Here is a 19818-nt window from a genome sequence, read left to right on the forward strand (position 1 = left end):
CAAGACCGCGCCGCAGGACCCCGCAGCGCCGCTCAGCCGGCGGGCTGGCCGGCGTCGGAGATGATGTCGATCCGCCAGCCGGTCAGCTTCGCGGCCAGCCGGGCGTTCTGCCCCTCTTTGCCGATGGCCAGTGAGAGTTGGTACTCCGGCACCACCGCGCGGGCCGACCGGGCAGCCTCATCCAGTACGGTCACGGAGCTGACCTTCGCCGGGGAGAGCGCATTGGCGATGAACTGGGCCGGGTCCTCGGCGTAGTCGATGATGTCGATCTTCTCGTCGTTGAGTTCGGTCATCACCGCCCGCACCCGGGAGCCCATGGCGCCGATGCAGGCGCCCTTGGCGTTGATCCCGGACTGGTGGGCCTGCACAGCGATTTTGGTGCGGTGGCCTGCCTCACGCGCAATGGAGACGATCTCCACTGTTCCGTCGGCGATCTCGGGCACCTCGTGGGCGAAGAGCTTCTTCACCAGCCCCGGATGCGAGCGCGACAGCGTGATCGAGGGGCCCCGGAAACCGCGGTGCACGTCCACCACGAAGGCGCGCAGCCGGGATCCGTGCGTGTACTGCTCCCCGGGCACGTGCTCCTGCGGGGGCAGGTCTGCCTCCACTCCCCCGATGTCGACCTTCACCGTATGCGGGTTGCGGCCCTGCTGGACGATCCCGGAGACGAGCTCGCCCTCCTTGGACTTGAACTCGCCGATGACGGCGTCGTCCTCGGCGTCGCGGATGCGCTGCATGATGACCTGGCGCGCCGTGGAAGCCGCCACGCGGCCGAAGTTCTTAGGGGTGTCGTCGAACTCGCCGATGACGTTGCCGTCCTCGTCGATCTCCTTGGCCCAGATGGTGACATGACCTGTCTTCTCATCCACCTCGGCACGGGCCTGCTGCAGGGCGCCCGGGCTCTTGTGGTACGCCAGGACGAGGGCCTGCTCGATGGCGGGCATCAGCCGTTCCAGGGGTATGTCGCGCTCTTGCACGAGCATGCGCAGCGCGCTCATGTCGATATCCACTTGTGCCTCCGGTCCGTCACCGTCGTTCAGGTGCTCACGGAAAACTCTACCTGGACGCGTGCGCGGGAAATGGAATCGAACTCTATGTGTGTGTCAGGTCCGGTCTTGGGCTTCATCCCTTTCTTCGGTGCCGGAATCACCTCGGAGACGGTGATGCCGGCGGCGTCGACCTCCCGCAGCCGGGCTGTCATAGTGGGGTGCCCGGCACGTTCGATCTCCAGCAGACGGCCCAGATTGCGGCGGAAGTGCCGGGGTTCGGTGAGCGGGCGGGTCGCCCCCGGGGTGGTGACTTCCAGCTCGTAGTTCTCCACGGAGGCCAGCGGTTCGGCGTCAGCTTCCTTGTCCAGCACCACGCCGAGCGCCTCCGAGAGCCCGGCCAGGGTGTCCAGGTCCACCTGCTCGGTGCCGGTCTCATAGTCGACCACCACTTTCAGCACGGTGCGGGCTCCGCTGGCGACCAAGGCCAGCTCCTCCAGGTAGAGGCCGTGTGCGGTGACAGTGGGCTCCAACCGTGGGGCCAGCTGGGCGGCACGGGGGTCGGGGAACCGGGAGTCGGACGTGGCGCGGGGTGGAAGTGCCATACCACCTATTCTGCCTCAGCATGTGGGGAGTAGGCGCACGACGCCGGGCTGGACTGCGCGCATGGGACGTACGACGTCGGGCTGGACTGCGCGCATGGGCGCACGACGGCGCGGCGCCGGTAGACTTCCTGGCGAGATTGACCTCTGCCGAACGAAGTGAGATCACTGTGACGATTCGTCTGTCCCATCTGTTCCTGCGCACCCTGCGTGACAATCCGGTGGACGCCGAGGTGGCAAGCCACCGGCTGCTGGTCCGCGCCGGCTACATCCGCCGGGCCGCTCCGGGCATCTACACCTGGCTGCCGCTGGGTCTGACGGTGCTGCGCCGGCTGGAGCAGATTGTGCGTGAGGAGATGGCCCGCATCGGCGCCCAGGAGGTCCACTTCCCCGCCCTGCTGCCCAAAGAACCCTATGAGGCCAGTGGCCGGTGGGAGGAGTACGGCGACGGCATCTTCCGGGTGGGCGACCGCAGGGCCGAGGAGATAGAACCCGGTGTGCGCCGGCCGAACTATCTGCTGGCTCCCACGCATGAAGAGGTCTTCACACTGCTGGTGAAGGACCTGTACAACTCGTACAAGGACCTGCCGCTGAGCATCTATCAGATCCAGACCAAGTACCGCGACGAGGCCCGGCCCCGCGCCGGCCTGCTGCGCGGGCGCGAGTTCATCATGAAGGACTCCTACTCCTTCTGCCTCACTGAGGAGGACCAGCGCGCTGCCTATGACGCCCATCGTGAAGCCTATGTGCGGATCTTCGAGCGCCTGGGGCTGCCCGTGCTGCCGGTGGACGCCGTCTCCGGGGCCATGGGCGGCTCGGCCTCTGAGGAGTTCCTCTACCCCTGTGAGATCGGCGAGGACACATTTGTGGAGTCCCCCGGCGGCTACCGGGCCAATGTGGAAGCCGTCACCACCGTGGCGCCGGAGCCCATCGACTACACCGATCTGCCGCCGGCCGAGGTGCACCACACACCCGGCACGGACACCATCGGGACCCTGGTGGAAGCGGCCAACGACCACCACGCGCGCAGCGACCGGCCGTGGACTGCCGCGGACACGCTGAAGAATGTGGTGGTCGCCGTCGTCTCCCCGGAGGGGCAGCGGCATGTGGTGGTCATCGGCGTCCCCGGAGACCGGGACGTGGACTTCAAGCGCACGGAGGCGACCATCGGCGCGAAGCTGGGCATCGCCGGGGAGGTCTCCGTGGAGGCCGCAGAGACCACGGACTTCGCCAAGCACCCGAATCTGGTGCGCGGCTACATCGGCCCCGGCCTGTCCCTGGACGCCCCGCATCTGGGTGAGGACTCGGCCACCGGCATCCCCTATCTGGTGGACCCGCGGGTGGTTCCCGGCACCAGCTGGATCACCGGCGCCAATGAGCCCGACCAGCACGTGTTCGGCCTGGTGGCCGGCCGCGACTTCACCTGGGACGGAACCATCGAGGCCTGCGCGGTGCGCGACGGCGACCCGGCACCGGACGGCTCGGGGCCGCTGACCACCCGCCGCGGCATCGAGATGGGGCATATCTTCATGCTCGGCACCAAGTACTCCGAGTCCCTGGGGCTGCAGGTGCTCGATGAGAACGGCAAGCTGAGCACGGTGACCATGGGCTCCTACGGCATCGGCGTCACCCGCGCCCTGGCCGCCCTGGTGGAGGCCAACCATGATGACAAGGGCATCATCTGGCCGGCCTCTGTGGCCCCGGCCGATGTGCACCTGGTGGCCACCGGCAAGGGCAGCGAGATCTATGAGGCCGCCGATCAGCTGGCCGCGGACCTGGAGCAGGCCGGGCTGAGCGTGATCTACGACGACCGCCCCAAGGTCTCCCCCGGCGTGAAGTTCGGCGACGCGGAGCTGCTGGGCGTGCCCACCATTGTGGTGGTCGGACGCGGCCTGGCGCAGGGCACCGTGGAGGTCAAGGACCGCCGCAGCGGTGAGGCCGAGCATGTGGAGCTGCCGCAGGCGGTGGAGCACCTGAAGGAGCGCGCCGCCTCGCTGCGCTGAGCACCGACGACGACGGCTGGGCGGCTCAGCCCTCGTCCGTCTCGGAGCTGTCCGGGTCGGATTCCTCGGAGGAGCTCTCCTAAGAGTCCGCCTCGGAGTCCTCTTCTGAGCCGTCGTCGTCCTCGTCGTCTTCGTCGTCGTCCGGCTCGGGTTCTGGTGCCACGATCTCCTCGCCCACCAGCTCGGAGAGCACCCGCGCGGCTTCAGCCTCCAGCTCTACGGCCAGCTCCTCCGCCTCGTCCTTATCCATGGGATCCTCCACGGATTCGGCGGTTCCCACCACGGTGGAGGAGTGGCGCAGCACCACCGCCACGTCCCGCTGCAGCCCGTCCTCGGACTCGGTCAGCCGCCGGACGGCTAAGGCGTCCTCCGCTCCGGAGCGGATCTCGAGCTCCTCGATGGTGGTCTCCGCCTCCACCTGGTTCTCCTCCAGCTCGCGGATGATGGTGTGCTCCTCGCAGCGCTCCACGCCGTCGGCCTCGTTCTGCACATACAGCTGGGCGGCCTCGGCGTCCTCGAAGCTGTGCACGGCGGTGCGGCGGCTGCCGTTCTCAGCGATGGCCGCGAGCGCGCCGGTGGGCACCGGCAGGGCGGAGGCGGTGACGAAGGCCTTGCAGTCGGTGGGTGCGACCTGCAGCTTCTGCAGCTCCCGGTTGATGTCCCGCAGGGAGGACCACCAGTCGTCGGTATCGGTGATGGTGGCGTCCTCGATCACAGTCTCCAGTGCGCTGCGCATCTCATCGTGGGAGTGCTGGCTGCCGGCGGGCTCGGGGGCACGGGCCTGGGCCCCGGCCATGCCGCCGCCGGCGGGTCCGCCGCCAGCCTGCTGCTGGGCCGGATCCTGGTCCACCGGTTCGGAGCAGGAGGAGACCAGCAGCGTCAGGGCGAAGGCGGAGGCGCTCGCCGCCAGGGCGAGGGCGGAGGTGCGGGATGTCATCGTCTTCAGTATGGCGCTGCGGACCGGCTCCAACTGGGCGCACTCGCCGAGCGCAGCAGACTCTGCTCTGCGCAGTGCAGTACTCCCGCACCCCATAGCGGCGGCCCCGCGCTGCTCTGCTCACGGGCCGCGGCCCCTCCTGGCGTCCGATGCGATTCAGCGCTCAGAACAGGACTGTGGTGTAGGTGCCGCTGCGCTGGAAGCCGACGCGCTCATAGGTACGGATGGCGGGGGTGTTGTAGCTGTTGACATACAGGCTCACCCGCGGCGCCAGCTTCAGGCCGTAGGCGACGACGGCGGCCATGCCGGGTGCGGCCAGGCCCCGGCCGCGCCAGGCGGGGTGGACCCACACGCCCTGGACTTGGACGGCTTCTTCGGTCACCGCGCCGAACTCGGCCTTGAAGACGATCTGCCGGGTATCAGGGTCCACTTTGATCAGCGAGTGGCCGGCTTCGATCAGTTCACGCACGCGCTGCCGGTACTGGGCCGCGCCGTGCTGGTACGGGGAGAATCCGAGCTCTTCGGTGAACATGGCCGCGCAGGCGCGTTCCACGGGGTCGAACTCCTCGATCCGGGAGCGCCGGACACCGGGCAGCGGGTCCACCTCAGCGGAGGGGGCGTCGGTGAACATCAGCGGCTGGGCGTCGCGGACCTCGCGGTGGTTGGCCCATCCGGTGGCCCGGTGCAGGGCGAGCACCGGTTCGCTGCGCCCATAGATGGAGGAGACTCTGCGCCGCAGGGCCCGCAGCGCCGCGCCGAAGAGCTCCCCGGCTTCCGCGTCGGCGGCCACCGGAATGATGTTCGAGCCCAACCAGCAGGCGCTGTCCAGCCCCTCGGCGCCGTCGATGCCCAGCAGCAATGCGCCGTTGCGGCCCTTGCCCGGTGCCGCGGTCCCGCGGTTGCGCACCGCCGCGGCGGCCGAGACGTGGGCCACCGGGTCGCTGCGGAGCAGGCTCCACACCGCGGGGGTGTCGGCGTGGGTGAGCACGCGCACGGCCCCGCCGGTGGCCCGCTCGACGCGGGACTGGGGGCTAGCTGACGGAGACCACAGGGGCACCACCGGAGGGGGCATCCTCTCCTTCGGCGTCGAGCCCCATCTCTTCGGCCAGTCGGTTGGCCTCGGCGATGAGGGTTTCGACGATCTGGTCCTCGGGCACGGTCTTGATGACCTCACCCTTGACGAAGATCTGCCCCTTTCCGTTGCCCGATGCCACGCCCAGGTCGGCGTCGCGGGCCTCGCCGGGCCCGTTGACTACGCAGCCCATCACCGCCACGCGCAGGGGGACCTCCATGCCCTCCAGTCCGGCGGTGACCTCATCGGCCAGGGTGTAGACGTCCACCTGGGCGCGTCCGCAGGAGGGGCAGGAGACGATCTCCAGCTTCCGCGGCCGCAGGTTCAGCGACTCCAGGATCTGGTTGCCGACTTTGACCTCCTCGGCCGGTGGGGCTGAGAGGCTGACACGGATGGTGTCGCCGATGCCCTTGGACAGCAGCGCGCCGAAGGCGGTGGCCGACTTGATAGTGCCCTGGAAGGCGGGGCCGGCCTCGGTCACGCCCAGGTGCAGGGGCCAATCGCCGCGCTCGGCGAGCATCTCATAGGCCTGCACCATGATCACCGGGTCGTGGTGCTTGACGCTGATCTTGAAGTCGTGGAAGTCGTGCTCCTCGAACAGGGAGGCTTCCCAGACGGCGGATTCCACCAGGGCCTCCGGGGTGGCCTTGCCGTATTTGTCCATCAGCCGCTTGTCCAGTGAGCCGGCGTTGACACCGATGCGCAGGCTCACGCCGTGGTCGGAGGCCATTTTGGCGATCTCGCCGACCTGGTCGTCGAATTTGCGGATGTTGCCGGGGTTGACCCGCACCGCCCCGCAGCCGGCTTCGATGGCGGCGTAAACATACTTGGGCTGGAAGTGGATATCGGCGATCACCGGGATCTGAGACTTCTTGGCGATGATCGGCAGCGCCTGCGCGTCCTTGTCAGTGGGGCAGGCGACCCGCACAATATCACAGCCGGAGGCGGTCAGCTCCGCGATCTGCTGCAGCGTGGCGTTGATGTCATGGGTCTTGGTGGTGGTCATCGACTGGACCGAAATGGGGTGGTCGCTGCCGACGCCGACCGAGCCGACCTGGAAGTTGCGGGTCTTCCGCCGGAGCGCCAGGACCGGCGGCGGCTCCTTGACAGTGGGCATGCCGAGATTGATGGCAGTCATGGTTCCAGTGTAGTCGGCGTTCCCTCTCCGCTCTTCCGCCGGGTGGTGGTGGGTCAGCGCGGAGCGCAGGCGGGACTCGGCGGCTATTCGAACAGGCGGATGGGGTTGACGATGTCGGCGAAGATCAGCATCGCGCCCATAGCGATCAGCAGCACTGCCACCGCATAGGTCAGCGGCAGCAGCTTCGATATGTCGAAGGGCCCCGGATCCGGCTTACCCCGCAGCTTGGCCCACCGGCGGCGCAGCGCCTCATAGAGCGCCCCCGCCACATGTCCCCCATCCAGGGGCAGCAGCGGAATGAGGTTGAACACCATCAGCGCCACGTTGACCGCGGCCACCATGGACATCAGGGAGGCGAACCGCGATCCCATCGGAATCTCCTCCTGCGCGGAGAGCTCGCCGGCGATCCGGCCCACACCGACCACGGACATCGGCCCGTCGGGGTCGCGTTCGGCCCCGGTGAAGGTGGAGACGGCGACGTCGTACATCCTCACCGGCAGGGTCATCACCACCGAGCCCACCGCTTTGGTCTGCTCCCAGACCAGCGGCCCGGCTTCCCACGGAGGCTGGCGCTGCAGCTCGACCGTCGCACCCATACCGATGAAGCCCACCGGCTCGGTCACCAGGTTCCCGCCGGCATCGCGCACCGCACGGCCCAACCCATCCACCACCGGGCGTTCGGTCTCGATGGGCGTCAGCGTGGCGGTGTGCTGCTGGCCATCCCGCTCATAGGTGATCTGCTGCGGCTGACCCGCCGAGGCGCGGATCAGCTCTGTCAGCTCGTCCCACTCCTGCACCGGTTGACCGCCGAAGGCGATCACGGTGTCCCCGGGACGCAGCCCGGCTTCATAGGCCGGGCCGGGCGGGTCAGCGTCGGTGCACTGGCGGGTGGGGTCGGCGGCGTCGCCGTCTCCGGCATCGCCGCCAGCCTGCTCGGCGGCCACGCTGGTCACGCATTCGTAGACCTCGGCGACTTCGGTGGTGGGTGTATTGGTGCCGTGGAGGGAGATGGTCCCGGCGGTCAGGGCCAGGGCCAGCAGCCCGTTCATCGCTGGGCCGCCGAGCATAATGATGATCTTCTTCCAGGTGGCCAGCCGGTAGAACATGCGCTGCTGGTCACCGGGCTGCATCTCCTCGGCGGCGACTTCCCGGGCGTCCTCGGACATCTGCTGGAAGATGCCGGTGGAGTGGGAGGCCACTGTGGCTCGGGTCTGCGGCTTCTCCGGCTGCCCGGGCGTCTCTGGGGCGGCGTACTGCTGGCCGATCTCGCGCAGATAGGGGTCCGTGGGCGGGCCGGTCTGCTCGTCCTCGGCGAGCTGCGCGGCGTCGGGGGCAGCGCCGTCGGGGGCAGCACCGTTGCGCCGGTCAGAAGCGCCCGCGCCGTCGTCGTTCTGCTGCGTCTCCTCCGGCGGCGGATACATGCCGATCATGGCGATGTAGCCGCCCAGCGGCACCGCCTTGACCCCGTACTCGGTCTCGCCGCGGCGGCGCGAGAACAGGGTGGGGCCGAAGCCGATCATGTACTGGGTGACCCGCACATTGAACAGCTTGGCCGGCAGCAGGTGCCCCACCTCATGCAGAGCGATGGAGAGAATGATCCCCACCAGGATGATCAGAATCCCGCCGCCCATCAGCACCGCAGTCACCTCACCACCCCCGGCGCTGCGGCGATGCGCTGCTCGGCGGCCCGCCGCGCCCATTCCTCAGCCTCAAGCACGGTGCCCAGATCCGCCTGCCCGCCGCTGGTGCCGGTGTGGGCGGCCAGCACCTCCTCCACAGTGGCCAGGATCCCGGTGAACGGCAGCCTGCCGGCGTGGAATGCGGTCACGGCCTCCTCATTGGCGGCGTTGTAGACGGCCATATGGGTCGCCGAGGCGGCGGCGGCCTGTTTGGCCAGACGCACCGCGGGGAACGCGGAGTGGTCCAGCGGCTGGAACTCCCAGCTCATGGCGTGGGTCCAGTCGATGGGGGTGTCCACCTGATCCAGCCGGTGCGGCCAGCTGAGTCCGAGCGCGATCGGCACCAGCATGCGCGGTGGGCCGGCCTGGGCGATGGTGGAGCCGTCCACAAACTCCACCAGCGAGTGGATGTACTGCTGAGGGTGGATGACGGTCTCAATATCGGTCAGCGGCACGTCGAAGAGCAGATGGGCCTCGATGACCTCCAGGGCCTTATTCACCATAGTGGCCGAGTTGGTGGTGACCATCAGCCCCATGGCGAAGTTAGGGTGCTTCAGCGCCTGCTCCGGTGTGACGGCGGCCAGCTGCTCTCCGGCCCAGCCGCGGAACGGCCCGCCGGAGGCGGTGAGGATCAGCCTGCTGACCTCGCTGCCGCCGTCGAGCTGGGCTGCTCCCGGGGCGGGCAGGGCGCACAGTCCCCGCTGGTGCCGGCCGGAGGCCAGGGCCTGGGCGAGCGCGGAGTGCTCGGAGTCCACCGGCACAATCTGGCCGGGCCGCTGCACCGCGTCGCGGACCAGGGCGCCGCCGACCACCAGTGACTCCTTATTCGCCAGCGCCAGAGTGGCTCCGGAGGCCAGCGCCGCCAGCGTGGGCTGCAGGCCGATGGAACCGGTCATGGCATTGAGTACGACGTCGGCTCCGGACTCGGCTGCGATCTGCTGGGCGGCCTCGGGGCCGGTGAGCACTGTGGGTCCCCGGCGGCCGAGCAGCTGCCCGGCGTCGTCGTCGCGGGTGCCGGTGCCGCCGTCGCCGGTGATCGGCTCTGTGTCCTCCAGTGCGCCGCGCAGCTGCCTGGCGGCGTCGTCGTCGCGGATTCCCACCAGCCCCGGGGTGAACTGCCGGACCTGCTCGGTCAGCAGAGCGACGTTGGATCCGGCGCAGAGCGCGACGACGTCGAAAGACTCCGGATGCGCGGCGATGACCTCCAGCGCCTGGGTGCCGATGGAGCCGGTGGAGCCCAGGATCGCCACGCGGCGCGGCACCTCGGGCGGATCAGCTTCCGAGGTGATGTCAGCGGCCGGACAGGCGGCAGCAGGCAGAGCGGGCATGAGCCCCATTATTGCCGCTCAGCCCCTGCGGCCAAACTCCGCGCGTCTGCGAGCAGGTAGGCTGGATGCACCCCAGACACGCCGTTTCGGCCGGACGCCGAGGACTAAGGAGCCATCCATGGAGATCACTCTGCGCGACGTTCAGGAGGCGGACCTGGACCAGTTCTTCGCTTTCCAGCAGGACGCCGACGCCGCCCATATGGCGGGCTTCGCGCCGACCAATCCGAAGGACCGCACCATCTTCGACCACCACTGGGGCGAGCTGCTCAATGACGAGAACTCCCTGGTGCGCACTATCGACGTCGACGGTCAGGCGGCCGGCTCCATCGCCGTCTTCCGGGACGGCGATATGCATGAGGTGATGTTCTGGACTGATAAGCAATTCTGGGGCCAGGGCATCACCACCACGGCGATGGACCAGTTCCTCTCCGAGTTCACCCAGCGGCCGCTGCAGGCCCGTGTAGTGGTGGACAACGGCGGCTCGCTGAAGATTCTTGAATCGCGCGGCTTCCGGGAGGTCGGGGAAGAGCAGGTGTTCTCCAACGCCCGGGCCGAGGTGGTCACCGAGAAGATCCTGCAGCTGGACTGAGCTCCGGCCGGCTCACTCCTCCGCATCGCGTTCGGCCAGCGGGAAGGCCGCGATATGCACCCGCACCCGCCGCCGGTGCGCCAGCGCGACGTCAACTCTCTGGTCATCTCCAAGGAGGAATGATCCAACCCGTTCCGCGCTGTGAGCGGAATCACCCCTGATAGCTTGTGGAGTATGACTGAGCGAACACCACTGCGCTGGGGCATCCTCGCCACCGGCGGCATTGCCCGACTCTTCACCAAAGACGCGCGCCTGGCCGGCCTGGATGTGGCCGCAGTCGGCTCCCGTTCGGCCCAGAGCGCGGAGGCCTTCGCCGCAGAGTTCGGCATCCCGCGTGCCTACGGTTCCTACCAGGAGCTGGCTACTGACGATGAGGTCGACATCGTCTATGTGGCCACCCCGCACCCAATGCATTTTGAGAACACCATGCTGGTGCTCGAGCACGGCAAGCATGCGCTGGTGGAGAAGCCGTTCACGATCAATCGGCGTGAGGCCGAGCAGCTGCGCGAGGCCGCCCGCAGCCGCGGCCTGCTGGTCAGCGAGGCGATGTGGACCCGGTACCTGCCGCATATGGTGCGCATTCGGGAGATCATCGCCTCCGGCGGCATCGGGGAGGTCAGGGCACTCTTCGCCGACCATACCCAGCTCTTCGGCGAGGACCCCGAGCACCGGATCAACGCGCTGTCCCTGGGCGGCGGGGCGCTGCTGGATCTGGGCGTCTACCCGGTCTCCTTCGCCTGGGACATACTCGGCGCCCCCACCTCAGTGCAGGCCGCCGGACGGCTGGGCTCCACCGGCGCCGACACGGAGGTGGGTGCGGTGATGACCCATGCCTCCGGGGCGGTGTCCACGCTGCTGACCTCCTCCCGCGGCGCGGGGCCCAATACCGCCCACATCCTCGGCTCAGCCGGCCGGATCGACATCGACCGGATCTGGTACACCTCTGCCGGCTTCACCCACTACGACCCCACTGGGGAGGTGGTGGAGCAGTACGTCTCCGATGTGCCGGGCCGGGGGATGCAGCTGCAGGCGATCGCGGCCGAGGAGTACGTGGCCGCCGGGCGGTTCGACGGCGAGCTGATCACCCTGGATGACTCGGTGGCGATCATGGGAACTCTGGACGAGATCCGCCGGCAGATCGGGCTGCGCTACCCCGGCGAAGACGCCTGAGGCGCACCGCTCCGCCCCGGAGACGGCGTCCTCGCAGCGGCGGCCGGTGAGTCTTCCGCCGGGTGGCCCCAGCCGCTATTTTGGCCCCATGACTTTCGCGAATGTGGGCACCCTGGGTGTCCAGCCCGGCCGCGCCGATGAGGTCGTCGCCATTCTGACCCGCAGCAACCTCGCCCTGACAGAGGCCGGGTGCCTGCTCTATGAGGTCGGCACCTCCCCCACCCAGCCCGATACGGTCTTCGTCACCGAGCTGTGGACCAGCGCGGAGGCGCACCGGTCCTCGCTGCAGCTGCCCAGTGTGCAGGAGGCGATCGCGGAGGCCACGCCGATGCTCTCCGGGGAGATGAGCGGATTCCAATTCGACGTGACCGGGTCTCCGCTGCGCGACTGAGCCCGCGCTGTGCGGCGGCGGGCCGACCGCCGGGCAGCTGCCCGACTGGTGGCTGTCCGTTCCGGGCTCAGCCTACGGAGGCCATGATTTCGGTCATCTTGTCCAGGAAGGCGTCCACCTGGGCTTCGTCGTAGCCGTTGGATCCGGTGGCCGAGGCGAATGTGATGGTGCGGATCTCGTCCACGCTCATCGGGTTCTCGCCGTCGAGGTACTGCTCCAGCTGGCGGCAGAGGTGGTCCACCTCGTCCTTGCGGTAGCCCAGTACGCCGGCGGCGGCCGGTTCGCGGAACCGCTGCCCATCGGGACGCTCCATACGGCGGCGCAGCGGCTGGGAGCGCTGGTGCAGCTGCTCGTACCAGGCGTCCTCTCCGTACTGAGCGATGTAGCGGTCACGCTCCGCGCCGGCGAATGCGTCCTCCAGGCGGTCCAGGGCGGCGTCGACCTCTGCGGGGTTGTAGCCGCCGGGGCCCATGGAGAAGCTGGCCTCACGGATCTCTGCCAGCGGCATGCCGCGGCCGGAGTCGTAGGCCTGGCGGGCGCGGGCCATGAACTGGTCGACCTCACCTCGGTGGTAGCCCTGTTCCTGGTCACTGAGCAGGGTGAACAGCGGGGCGGAAGTAGTTGCCATGCTCATAAGCCTAAGGGAAGTCCGGCGGATTCAGCGGTAAGCGCCACGATCAGGAAGTAGGCGGTGGGCATCGCGAAGACCAGCGAGTCCAGCCGGTCCATCACTCCCCCGTGCCCTGGCAGCACATGGGACATGTCCTTCAGCCCCAGTTCCCGCTTGACCATCGATTCGCTGAAGTCCCCGGCGGTGGAGGCGACCACCACGGCGGCGGCCAGCAGCGCTCCGATGTAGATCGGCTCCTGGAAGATCAGCCAGGAGGCCAGCATGCCCACTGCCGCCGCGCCGGTCATGGAGCCGGCGAACCCTTCCCAGGACTTCTTGGGGCTGACCTTGGGGGCCATCGGGTGTTTGCCGAACAGCACCCCGGAGATATAGCCGAAGGTGTCATTGGCGACCACCAGCAGCACGACGACGACGAGCCGCCACTCCCCCTGCGGGGACTGAAGCAGCAGCAGGGCGAAGGAGATCAGGAAAGGCACCCAGCAGGCCACGAACACCGAGGCCAGGATGCTGCGCCCGGGGTCGGCGACCCGGGTGATCGCCGCTCCGACCACCACGGCCAGGCAGGTGACCATCAGCGCCAGGGTCAACGCTTCGACTCCGCCCCAGTAGGCTGCCACCGGCATGGCCGCCGCCCCCAGATACAGCGGGGCTTTGGGGATGCGCAGCCGCCGGCCGCCGTCGAACTCCTGGGCCTCCAGGGCCCGGGCGACCTCCCAGACCCCCATGCACAGCACCACGATCCACACCGCGATCAGCAGCGGCGGGACCAGGAAGATCCCCAAGAGCGCGGGAACCAGCAGCACCACTCCGGTGGTGATGGCTGCCGGAAGGTTGCGGCCGGGGCTGATGTGCCGCTTGGCGGGCCCTTCGGCGGGCCCTGTCCCCTCTGCGGGGCCGGTGATCGGACCCGCGGGCGGTGCCGGCCGGGAGTCTGCGGCAGGGGGCCTGTTCATGCCAGGATCTGCGGCCTGGGGGTCAGCAGGCGCACCGTTCTGCGGCTGCTCGCCCTCTCCGGTGCGCATCCGCCTCAGACCTCCAGCAGCTCGGCTTCCTTGCGCTTGGTCATCTCGTCGATGCGCTCTACGTACTTCTTGGTCAGGGACTCCAGCTCCTTGGTGGCGCGGTCGCCGTCGTCCTCTCCGACCTCGCCGTCCTTGACGGCCTTCTCGATGGCTTCCTTGGCCTTGCGGCGGGCGTTGCGGACCGAGACCTTGTGGTCCTCGCCTTTGCCCTTGATCAGCTTCACGTACTCCTTGCGGCGCTCCTCGGTCAGCTCCGGCATGGTGATGCGGATCTGCTTGCCGTCATTGGAGGGGTTGGCGCCGATCTCCGAGTCGGACAGCGCCTTCTCAATCTCGCGCATCGCCCCGGCGTCGTAGGGGGTGATCAGGATAGTGCGCGCGTCCGGGGTGGCGAAGGAGGCCAGCTGCTGCAGCGGAGTGGGGGCACCGTAGTAGTCCACCAACACCTTGGAGTACAGAGCGGGGTTGGCGCGTCCGGTGCGAACGGTGGCGAAGTCCTCGCTGGTGGCCTCCACGGCTCGCTGCATCTGCTCCTCAGCTTCGAGCAGGGTCTCGTCAGTCACGGGCATCTCCTTGGACGTCTTGGGTCGTGGATCACAGTCTACCGGGGGCCTGGGGGCACGGTGGCGGGCCGGCCCGCCGGTGTTTCGAAGGCTGTCTCAGGGAGTCACCAGGGTGCCCAGCGGCTCCCCCAGCAGCGCCCGGGTCACATTGCCGTCGCCCTCCATGCCGAACACGCGCATGCTCAGCCCGTTGTCATTGCACATGGTCATCGCGGTCTGGTCCATCACGCGGATGTCCTGCATCAGCGCCTGGGTGTAGGTCAGCTGCTCGAGCCGCTGGGCGTCGGGGTTGCTGCGCGGGTCTGCGCTGTAGACGCCGTCGACCCCGGATTTGGCCATCAGCACCATATCGGCGCCGACCTCCAGGGCGCGCTGGGCGCAGACGGTGTCGGTGGAGAAGTAGGGCATACCGGCGCCGGCGCCGAAGACCACCACACGGCCCTTCTCCATGTGCCGGATGGCGCGCAGCGGGATGTAGGGCTCGGCGACTTGGGCCATACCGATGGCGGTCTGCACGCGGGTGGGCTGGCCGGACTGCTCCAGAAAGTCCTGCAGGGCCAGGGCGTTCATCACTGTGCCGAGCATGCCGATGTAGTCGGCCCGGGCCCGGTCCATACCGGCCTTGGAGAGTTCTGCCCCGCGGAAGAAGTTGCCGCCGCCGACCACCACGCAGACTTCCACCTCGGAGCCGACGGCGGCGATCTGCTCGGCGATGCCGCGCACGGTGGCGGGGTCGACGCCGACCGCTCCTCCGCCGAAGACCTCTCCGGAGAGTTTGAGCAGGACGCGGCGGCGAGAGGGCGCAGTGTTGTCCATCAGGTTCCTTTCTTCGTCCGTCCGGCCCGTGGGGAGCGCTGCCGGCGGGCCGTCATCGGGCGGGTCTGGGGTGCGTGGGCACGCACCTTTCGGGATCGGGCGCACGAAAAGGGGGTGACCATCTCGAACGGATGGTCACCCCCTTTGTCGCGGTTCAGGCGTTGCCGGTCATCCTACCCTGTGCGGGCGGAGGTGATCAGCTGCCGACGCGGAAGCGCGCGAAGCCCACTGCGTTGGTGCCGGCCTCCTCCAGCACCTTGGCCACCGAGATCTTCGGCTCCTTGGCGAAGGGCTGGTCGACGAGCACGTGCTCCTTGAAGAAGGCGTTGGTGCGGCCCTCGATGATCTTCGGCAGAGCCTGCTCCGGCTTGTTCTCCGCGCGGGCGGTCTCCTCGGCGATGCGGCGCTCGTTGGCCACAGTCTCCTCCGGCACCTCGTCACGGGTGAGGTAGGCCGGCGCGAAGGCGGCGGCGTGCACGGCCACATCGTGGGCTGCGGTCTTGGCGTCGTCGCTGTCGCTGTCCACGGCCACCAGCACGCCCACCTGGGCGGGAAGATCCTTGGAGGTCTTGTGCAGGTAGGCGTCGACGTAGGAGCCGGTGACCTTCGCCAGCCGGCGGACCACGATCTTCTCGCCGAGGACGGCGCCGCCCTCTTCGGTCACGTAGTCGCTGACCTTGCGGCCGTCCACCTCGGCCTCCAACAGGGCCTCCACAGAGTCCAGCTGCTGGGCGACGGCGGTCTCCAGGACCTTCTCCGCCAGGCCGACGAACTTCTCGGACTTGGCCACGAAGTCGGTCTCAGCGTTGACCTCCAGCAGGTACCCGGTGGTGCCGTCGACGACCTTGGCCAGGACGATGCCCTCGGCTGCGGAGCGGCCCTCGCGCTTGGCCGCGCCCTTCAGGCCCTTGATGCGGATGGCCTCGATGGCCTTGTCCATATCGCCGTCGGCCTCGTCCAGGGCCTTCTTGACGTCCATCATGCCGGCGCCGGTGCGCTCGCGCAGTGCCTTGATGTCGGCAGCGGTGTAGTTCGCCATTGGTTTCGCGTGTCCTCTCAGGTAAGAGATCTCTCGGAGGTGAGTGTTCAGCCTTCGGTCTTCTCGGCGGCCTCGGCGGCATCGGCGTTGACCGGGGCCTCGGCCTCGCCGGTGGCGTCCTCAGCGGCGGCGTCGCCGTCGGTGCTGGGGCTGGCCTGCTCGGGCTGCTCAGCGGCCTGCTCGGTGGCGTGCTGCTCCAGCAGCTCACGCTCCCACTCGGCCATCGGCTCGGCGGTGGCGCCGGAGCCTCCGCCGCGCTTCTCCTCGCGGGCGATCAGGCCGTCGGCGACGGCGTCGGCCACCACGCGGGTGAGCAGATCAACCGAGCGGATGGCGTCGTCGTTGCCCGGGATCGGGTAGTCGACCTCGTCGGGGTCGCAGTTGGTGTCCAGGATGGCGATGACCGGGATGCCCAGCTTGCGGGCCTCGTCCACGGCCAGGTGCTCCTTGTTGGTGTCCACGACCCACACCGCCGAGGGGGTGCGGTTCAGGTTCCGGATGCCGCCCAGGTTGGCCTGCAGCTTCTCCAGCTCGCGCCTGAGCAGCAGCAGCTCCTTCTTGGTGTACTGGGAGCCGGCGACGTCGTCGAAGTCAATCTCTTCCAGCTCCTTCATCCGCTGCACGCGCTTGGAGACGGTCTGGAAGTTGGTGAGCATACCGCCGAGCCAGCGGTGGTTCACGTAGGGCTGGCCCACGCGGGTGGCCTGCTCGGCGATGGCCTCCTGGGCCTGCTTCTTGGTGCCGACGAACAGAATGGTGCCGCCGTGGGCGACGGTCTGCTTGATGAAGTCGTAGGCCCGGTCGATGTAGCTCAGCGACTGCTGCAGGTCCACGATGTAGATGCCGTTGCGCTCGGTGAAGATGTAGCGCTTCATCTTCGGGTTCCAGCGGCGGGTCTGGTGGCCGAAGTGCACACCGGAGTCGAGCAGCTGGCGCATGGTGACGACAGGCATGGTATTCCTTTCGGTGCTCGGCTTGGAACACGGCGCTGCCGTGCAGCTCGAGCGTTGTTGTTCTCGGTTGCTGTGTGGGATCCGTTCCGGTTCGCCGTCCTGATCGGCCGGCGGCTCGGCGGTGCCCTTCTCACCCGGTTCTCCCGGGCTCCTAGCTGCGAAGCGGCGGGCGCCCCGCTCCCGTACACACACGCTGGGCCCCTGTGTGACAAGGAGTTTTGCGTGATGGCACCGATGGGAACGTCCTGCTGTGCAGAGATTCGCAGCGCGTAGTCAGGTGAGCACGCCAAAGGGCGCAGTTCACCTGCTTCGGCCTAGTCTAGCCTGTCTTGCCGCCTATCCCCAATCGCCGCGGCTCAGGGACTCGGCAGTGTGGGACACCGGTCACCAGATCAGGGTTTTCCCCAGTGGGGTGGGGTGCGCGCTGACACGCCGGTCGATGCTCAGCGGAGATGGCGGCAGCGGGTGCCGGTCGGCGGTGGGGTCAGTCTGGGCCTATGAGTATGGCAGAGGCGTCCACACCGGCTCCGTTCCCGCGTCCGGGGCGGCCGCTGCTGTGGTGGCCGCGGCCCCGCGAGGTTCTGCTGCTGGTAGTCCTGCTGCTGGGGCTGCTCGGCATGCCGCCGGCCACTCCGGTGATGGCGGCGGAGAGTCCGGCGTCCAGCTCCACTGTTATGGCTTCCCCGGTGTCCGGCTCCTCGGCCGCCGACTGGGTGCGGCCGGTCCCCGGAGAGGTGGTGGAGCACTTCGAGGCTCCTCCTGCCCCATGGGCTGCTGGCCACCGCGGAGTGGACTTGGCCGCCTCCCCCGGCGCGCAGATACGCGCACCCGCCGGCGGGGTGGTCAGCTTCTCCGGCGTCGTCGTGGACCGTGGGGTTCTCAGCATCAACCATGGGAGCGGGTATGTGAGCTCCTTCGAACCGGCGGAGACGGAGCTGGAGACCGGCGATGCGGTGAGTCAGGGCGAGGTGGTCGGGACGCTGGGAACCTACGACGACGGCTCTCACCACTGCGCTGGGGAGCACGGGGCCGCCCAGCCCTGTCTGCACTGGGGCGTGCGCTTGGAGGGCGATTACATCAACCCGCTGTTGCTGACCGGCGAGCTCGAACCCTCCGTCCTGCTGCCGCTGGCCGAGTAAACCCTCAAGGTCTGAGACAAGAAATGTTGTCTTCAGAGAACATCGAAACTACCATGGGAAGCGGCGCGAGACCACGAATCAGGCAATCGGCGAGGAAACATGGCTTTGCCGCTGACGATATTCTCCATGCGTTGCGCAATCATGTCGACCTGTTTGAGGATCAAGGCGCCCACGAGCTCGTGATCTTCATCGGACCCGCTCACGATGGGACGCTTTTGGAAGTCGGCGTCATTGAAGATGAGTTCCAGGACAGAGTCGTCCACGCCATGCGAGCGCGAAAGAAATACTGGCCCCCACGAGACAGGTGATCACAGTGGCAACCGAAACACGCATGAGCGAAGAAGAGGCTGTTCGACGGTTCGAAGAGGGCATCGAACCGGATCCTGCGACTCGACGCGGCCCCGAGGCCACGGCAGATATCCGGGCCGCAGCCAAAATGCGCAAAGTCTCCCAGCAAATGCTTGACGAGGCCATCATCGATGCCCGTCGCCGCGGAATCACTTGGCTGGAGATCGCCCTGGCCCTCGACGTCTCCCCACAGGCGGTTCGCCAGAAGTACCGCCACCGAGTCTGATGACCCTTAGCCGCTGGCGTTAGGCCACTGCACCTGCGGGGCGCCGGGCTGGTTCCAGCGGAAGAGCACCAGGTGCCACAGGCCGGGTGCCTTGCGGGAGGGATCGATCAGCCCGTGGGCACCCAACTCCTCCAGCCGACGTCGTACTCCCCAGGAGGGTGGTTCGCTGCCCGAAGCCACCAGGTCCTGCCACGGCGCGACCGCGTCATCGAGGCTGATTCCGGCCCGGGTGCGGGCACCAGCATCCCGTAGGTCGAAGATTCCCCCGGCCTCCACCCCCAGCTCGATCACATCCAGCTCCGCGGCCCGGTTGTGCCGGTGGGCAATCATGGCCGCCTGGACTCCCTGCGGCGAGGAGCTGAGGTACAGGGTCGGCTGATCCGGCCGGGAGTACCGCCCCGCACTGCGCGAGCCCTGCAGCGCCGAGGCCCGGTGCTGGGGATCTATGGCGCGGTAGAAGCTCCCGGTGACTGAGGTGAAGAGCGACGACGTCACCGCGGACCGCCCTCACCGGTCTTAGTCATGATGCGCTGGACGTGCCGCTGATTAGCCGCCTGCCAGTGCTCCACCATCTCGGCACCTCCGTGACCTTCGTCTTCGACGACGATCAGTTCGCTCTGCGGCCACGCTCGGTGCAGCTGCCACGCGGTGGAGACTGGGCCGCTGACATCGTGCCGCCCGTGGATCAGAGTCCCCGGGATTCCATGCAGAGGCTCGGTGCTCTCCAGGATGGGCGGGTCCAGGAACCCGTGATTGCTCCAGTAGTGGGTCACCAGGGTGCAGAACGCAAGCCGGTATTCGGCGTCCTCCCACCGCGGGTCACGGCGCACCCCGCCGGTGGCCAGGGAGACGTGAACGCCGGGCGTAGGCCAGCGCCAGGGTGCTGCCCCAGGACACGCCGCTGACCAACCAGGCCTGAATGCCCAAATGCTCCCGCAGCGCCTCCAGGTCGGCGATCAGGTGCTCCGTGGTGTTCTGGCTCAGGTCGCAGTCCGGCGCTGCCGCAGAGGGGACCGAGCGTCCGCAGCCGCGCTGGTCCAACCCGACTAGGGCGCGTCTGATAAATGCTTGGTCCAAGCAATGACGCCGTGGAGTAGGACTGCGGCGCGGAATGTGGTGGCCAGCTTGTCGTAGCGGGTGGCGATACCGCGCCATTGCTTCAGATGGCTGAACCCGCGTTCGACGA

23 protein-coding genes and 1 pseudogene are annotated in these 19818 nt (G+C 68.3%); 6 read left to right on the forward strand and 18 right to left on the reverse strand.

Annotated features, from left to right (window positions below):
- Positions 1 to 32: 32 nt before the first annotated feature.
- Positions 33 to 1010: a transcription termination factor NusA gene (nusA, locus tag Q1K09_RS10840; RefSeq protein ID WP_300345444.1), complete on the reverse strand. Its 978-nt coding sequence runs from the start codon at positions 1008 to 1010 to the stop codon at positions 33 to 35.
- A 26-nt stretch (positions 1011 to 1036) separates the two neighbouring features.
- Positions 1037 to 1591: a ribosome maturation factor RimP gene (locus Q1K09_RS10845; RefSeq protein WP_300345445.1), complete on the reverse strand. Its 555-nt coding sequence runs from the start codon at positions 1589 to 1591 to the stop codon at positions 1037 to 1039.
- A gap of 167 nt (positions 1592 to 1758) precedes the next feature.
- Here Q1K09_RS10845 and Q1K09_RS10850 point away from each other — a divergent pair, with 167 nt between their 5' ends.
- Positions 1759 to 3591, forward strand: coding sequence for a proline--tRNA ligase (locus Q1K09_RS10850; protein ID WP_300345446.1), 1833 nt, complete (start codon positions 1759 to 1761; stop codon positions 3589 to 3591).
- A 79-nt stretch (positions 3592 to 3670) separates the two neighbouring features.
- Here Q1K09_RS10850 and Q1K09_RS10855 read toward each other — a convergent pair whose 3' ends face one another.
- The 5 genes from Q1K09_RS10855 to dxr all read right to left on the reverse strand — a co-directional run bounded on the left by Q1K09_RS10855 (position 3671) and on the right by dxr (position 9745).
- Complete coding sequence (locus Q1K09_RS10855; RefSeq protein WP_300345447.1) at positions 3671 to 4528, reverse strand: hypothetical protein; 858 nt, start codon at positions 4526 to 4528, stop codon at positions 3671 to 3673.
- Between the two features lie 163 nt (positions 4529 to 4691).
- On the reverse strand, positions 4692 to 5600 hold the full coding sequence (locus Q1K09_RS10860) for a DUF4081 domain-containing GNAT family N-acetyltransferase (RefSeq protein WP_300345448.1): 909 nt from the start codon (positions 5598 to 5600) through the stop codon (positions 4692 to 4694).
- Positions 5560 to 6738 (reverse strand): flavodoxin-dependent (E)-4-hydroxy-3-methylbut-2-enyl-diphosphate synthase, encoded by a 1179-nt coding sequence (ispG, locus tag Q1K09_RS10865; RefSeq protein ID WP_300345449.1) that lies wholly within the window; start codon positions 6736 to 6738, stop codon positions 5560 to 5562. The genes Q1K09_RS10860 and ispG overlap by 41 nt, the downstream gene beginning before the upstream one ends.
- An 83-nt stretch (positions 6739 to 6821) precedes the next feature.
- On the reverse strand, positions 6822 to 8369 hold the full coding sequence (locus Q1K09_RS10870; RefSeq protein ID WP_300345463.1) for a site-2 protease family protein: 1548 nt from the start codon (positions 8367 to 8369) through the stop codon (positions 6822 to 6824).
- Between the two features lie 11 nt (positions 8370 to 8380).
- On the reverse strand, positions 8381 to 9745 hold the full coding sequence (gene dxr / locus Q1K09_RS10875) for a 1-deoxy-D-xylulose-5-phosphate reductoisomerase (RefSeq protein ID WP_300345450.1): 1365 nt from the start codon (positions 9743 to 9745) through the stop codon (positions 8381 to 8383).
- Positions 9746 to 9863: 118 nt separating this feature from the next.
- Here dxr and Q1K09_RS10880 point away from each other — a divergent pair, with 118 nt between their 5' ends.
- The 3 genes from Q1K09_RS10880 (at position 9864) to Q1K09_RS10890 (ending at position 11895) form a co-directional block, all read left to right on the forward strand.
- On the forward strand, positions 9864 to 10334 hold the full coding sequence (locus tag Q1K09_RS10880) for a GNAT family N-acetyltransferase (protein WP_366909359.1): 471 nt from the start codon (positions 9864 to 9866) through the stop codon (positions 10332 to 10334).
- Positions 10335 to 10508: 174 nt separating this feature from the next.
- Positions 10509 to 11504 carry a Gfo/Idh/MocA family oxidoreductase gene (locus tag Q1K09_RS10885; protein WP_300345451.1) on the forward strand — a complete coding sequence of 332 codons (996 nt, stop codon included), beginning with the start codon at positions 10509 to 10511 and terminating at the stop codon, positions 11502 to 11504.
- A gap of 88 nt (positions 11505 to 11592) precedes the next feature.
- The gene (locus Q1K09_RS10890; protein ID WP_300345452.1) at positions 11593 to 11895 is read left to right on the forward strand and encodes a putative quinol monooxygenase; all 303 of its coding nucleotides are present in this window, start codon (positions 11593 to 11595) and stop codon (positions 11893 to 11895) included.
- Positions 11896 to 11962: 67 nt separating this feature from the next.
- Here the strand turns inward: Q1K09_RS10890 and Q1K09_RS10895 are convergent, their stop codons facing one another.
- The 6 genes from Q1K09_RS10895 to rpsB form a co-directional block, all read right to left on the reverse strand.
- Positions 11963 to 12523: a DivIVA domain-containing protein gene (locus tag Q1K09_RS10895; protein WP_300345453.1), complete on the reverse strand. Its 561-nt coding sequence runs from the start codon at positions 12521 to 12523 to the stop codon at positions 11963 to 11965.
- A 2-nt stretch (positions 12524 to 12525) separates the two neighbouring features.
- Positions 12526 to 13548, reverse strand: coding sequence for a phosphatidate cytidylyltransferase (locus tag Q1K09_RS10900; RefSeq protein WP_300345454.1), 1023 nt, complete (start codon positions 13546 to 13548; stop codon positions 12526 to 12528).
- Between the two features lie 5 nt (positions 13549 to 13553).
- The gene (frr, locus tag Q1K09_RS10905; RefSeq protein WP_300345455.1) at positions 13554 to 14111 is read right to left on the reverse strand and encodes a ribosome recycling factor; all 558 of its coding nucleotides are present in this window, start codon (positions 14109 to 14111) and stop codon (positions 13554 to 13556) included.
- 96 nt (positions 14112 to 14207) lie between these two features.
- On the reverse strand, positions 14208 to 14927 hold the full coding sequence (gene pyrH, locus Q1K09_RS10910) for a UMP kinase (RefSeq protein ID WP_300345456.1): 720 nt from the start codon (positions 14925 to 14927) through the stop codon (positions 14208 to 14210).
- Positions 14928 to 15123: 196 nt separating this feature from the next.
- The gene (tsf, locus tag Q1K09_RS10915; protein WP_300345457.1) at positions 15124 to 15966 is read right to left on the reverse strand and encodes a translation elongation factor Ts; all 843 of its coding nucleotides are present in this window, start codon (positions 15964 to 15966) and stop codon (positions 15124 to 15126) included.
- A gap of 47 nt (positions 15967 to 16013) precedes the next feature.
- Entirely contained in the window at positions 16014 to 16919 is a 906-nt protein-coding gene (rpsB, locus tag Q1K09_RS10920) for a 30S ribosomal protein S2 (RefSeq protein WP_300345458.1), read from the reverse strand.
- A gap of 497 nt (positions 16920 to 17416) precedes the next feature.
- Between rpsB and Q1K09_RS10925 the strand changes: the two genes are divergently transcribed.
- Positions 17417 to 18058: a M23 family metallopeptidase gene (locus Q1K09_RS10925; RefSeq protein ID WP_300345459.1), complete on the forward strand. Its 642-nt coding sequence runs from the start codon at positions 17417 to 17419 to the stop codon at positions 18056 to 18058.
- Between the two features lie 32 nt (positions 18059 to 18090).
- On the opposite strand, the gene Q1K09_RS10930 is transcribed toward Q1K09_RS10925, so the two are convergent.
- A complete protein-coding gene (locus Q1K09_RS10930; protein WP_300345460.1) occupies positions 18091 to 18321 on the reverse strand; it encodes a hypothetical protein in 231 nt (76 codons plus the stop codon).
- Positions 18322 to 18371: 50 nt separating this feature from the next.
- Here Q1K09_RS10930 and Q1K09_RS10935 point away from each other — a divergent pair, with 50 nt between their 5' ends.
- Positions 18372 to 18632, forward strand: coding sequence for a hypothetical protein (locus Q1K09_RS10935; protein WP_300345461.1), 261 nt, complete (start codon positions 18372 to 18374; stop codon positions 18630 to 18632).
- 6 nt (positions 18633 to 18638) lie between these two features.
- Here the strand turns inward: Q1K09_RS10935 and Q1K09_RS10940 are convergent, their stop codons facing one another.
- The 4 genes and pseudogenes from Q1K09_RS10940 to Q1K09_RS10950 form a co-directional block, all read right to left on the reverse strand.
- A complete protein-coding gene (locus tag Q1K09_RS10940; RefSeq protein ID WP_300345462.1) occupies positions 18639 to 19127 on the reverse strand; it encodes an RES domain-containing protein in 489 nt (162 codons plus the stop codon).
- Positions 19124 to 19462 (reverse strand): hypothetical protein, encoded by a 339-nt coding sequence (locus Q1K09_RS13095; RefSeq protein WP_366909364.1) that lies wholly within the window; start codon positions 19460 to 19462, stop codon positions 19124 to 19126. Before Q1K09_RS13095 ends, Q1K09_RS10940 begins: the two co-directional genes overlap by 4 nt.
- Complete coding sequence (locus Q1K09_RS13100) at positions 19452 to 19673, reverse strand: alpha/beta fold hydrolase (protein ID WP_366909366.1); 222 nt, start codon at positions 19671 to 19673, stop codon at positions 19452 to 19454. The genes Q1K09_RS13095 and Q1K09_RS13100 overlap by 11 nt, the downstream gene beginning before the upstream one ends.
- A gap of 5 nt (positions 19674 to 19678) precedes the next feature.
- A pseudogene (locus Q1K09_RS10950) lies at positions 19679 to 19818 on the reverse strand (IS5/IS1182 family transposase); the annotation flags it as partial.

Source organism: Nesterenkonia sp., from assembly GCF_029265375.1.
In the GTDB taxonomy this organism is placed as follows: Bacteria; Actinomycetota; Actinomycetes; order Actinomycetales; family Micrococcaceae; genus Nesterenkonia.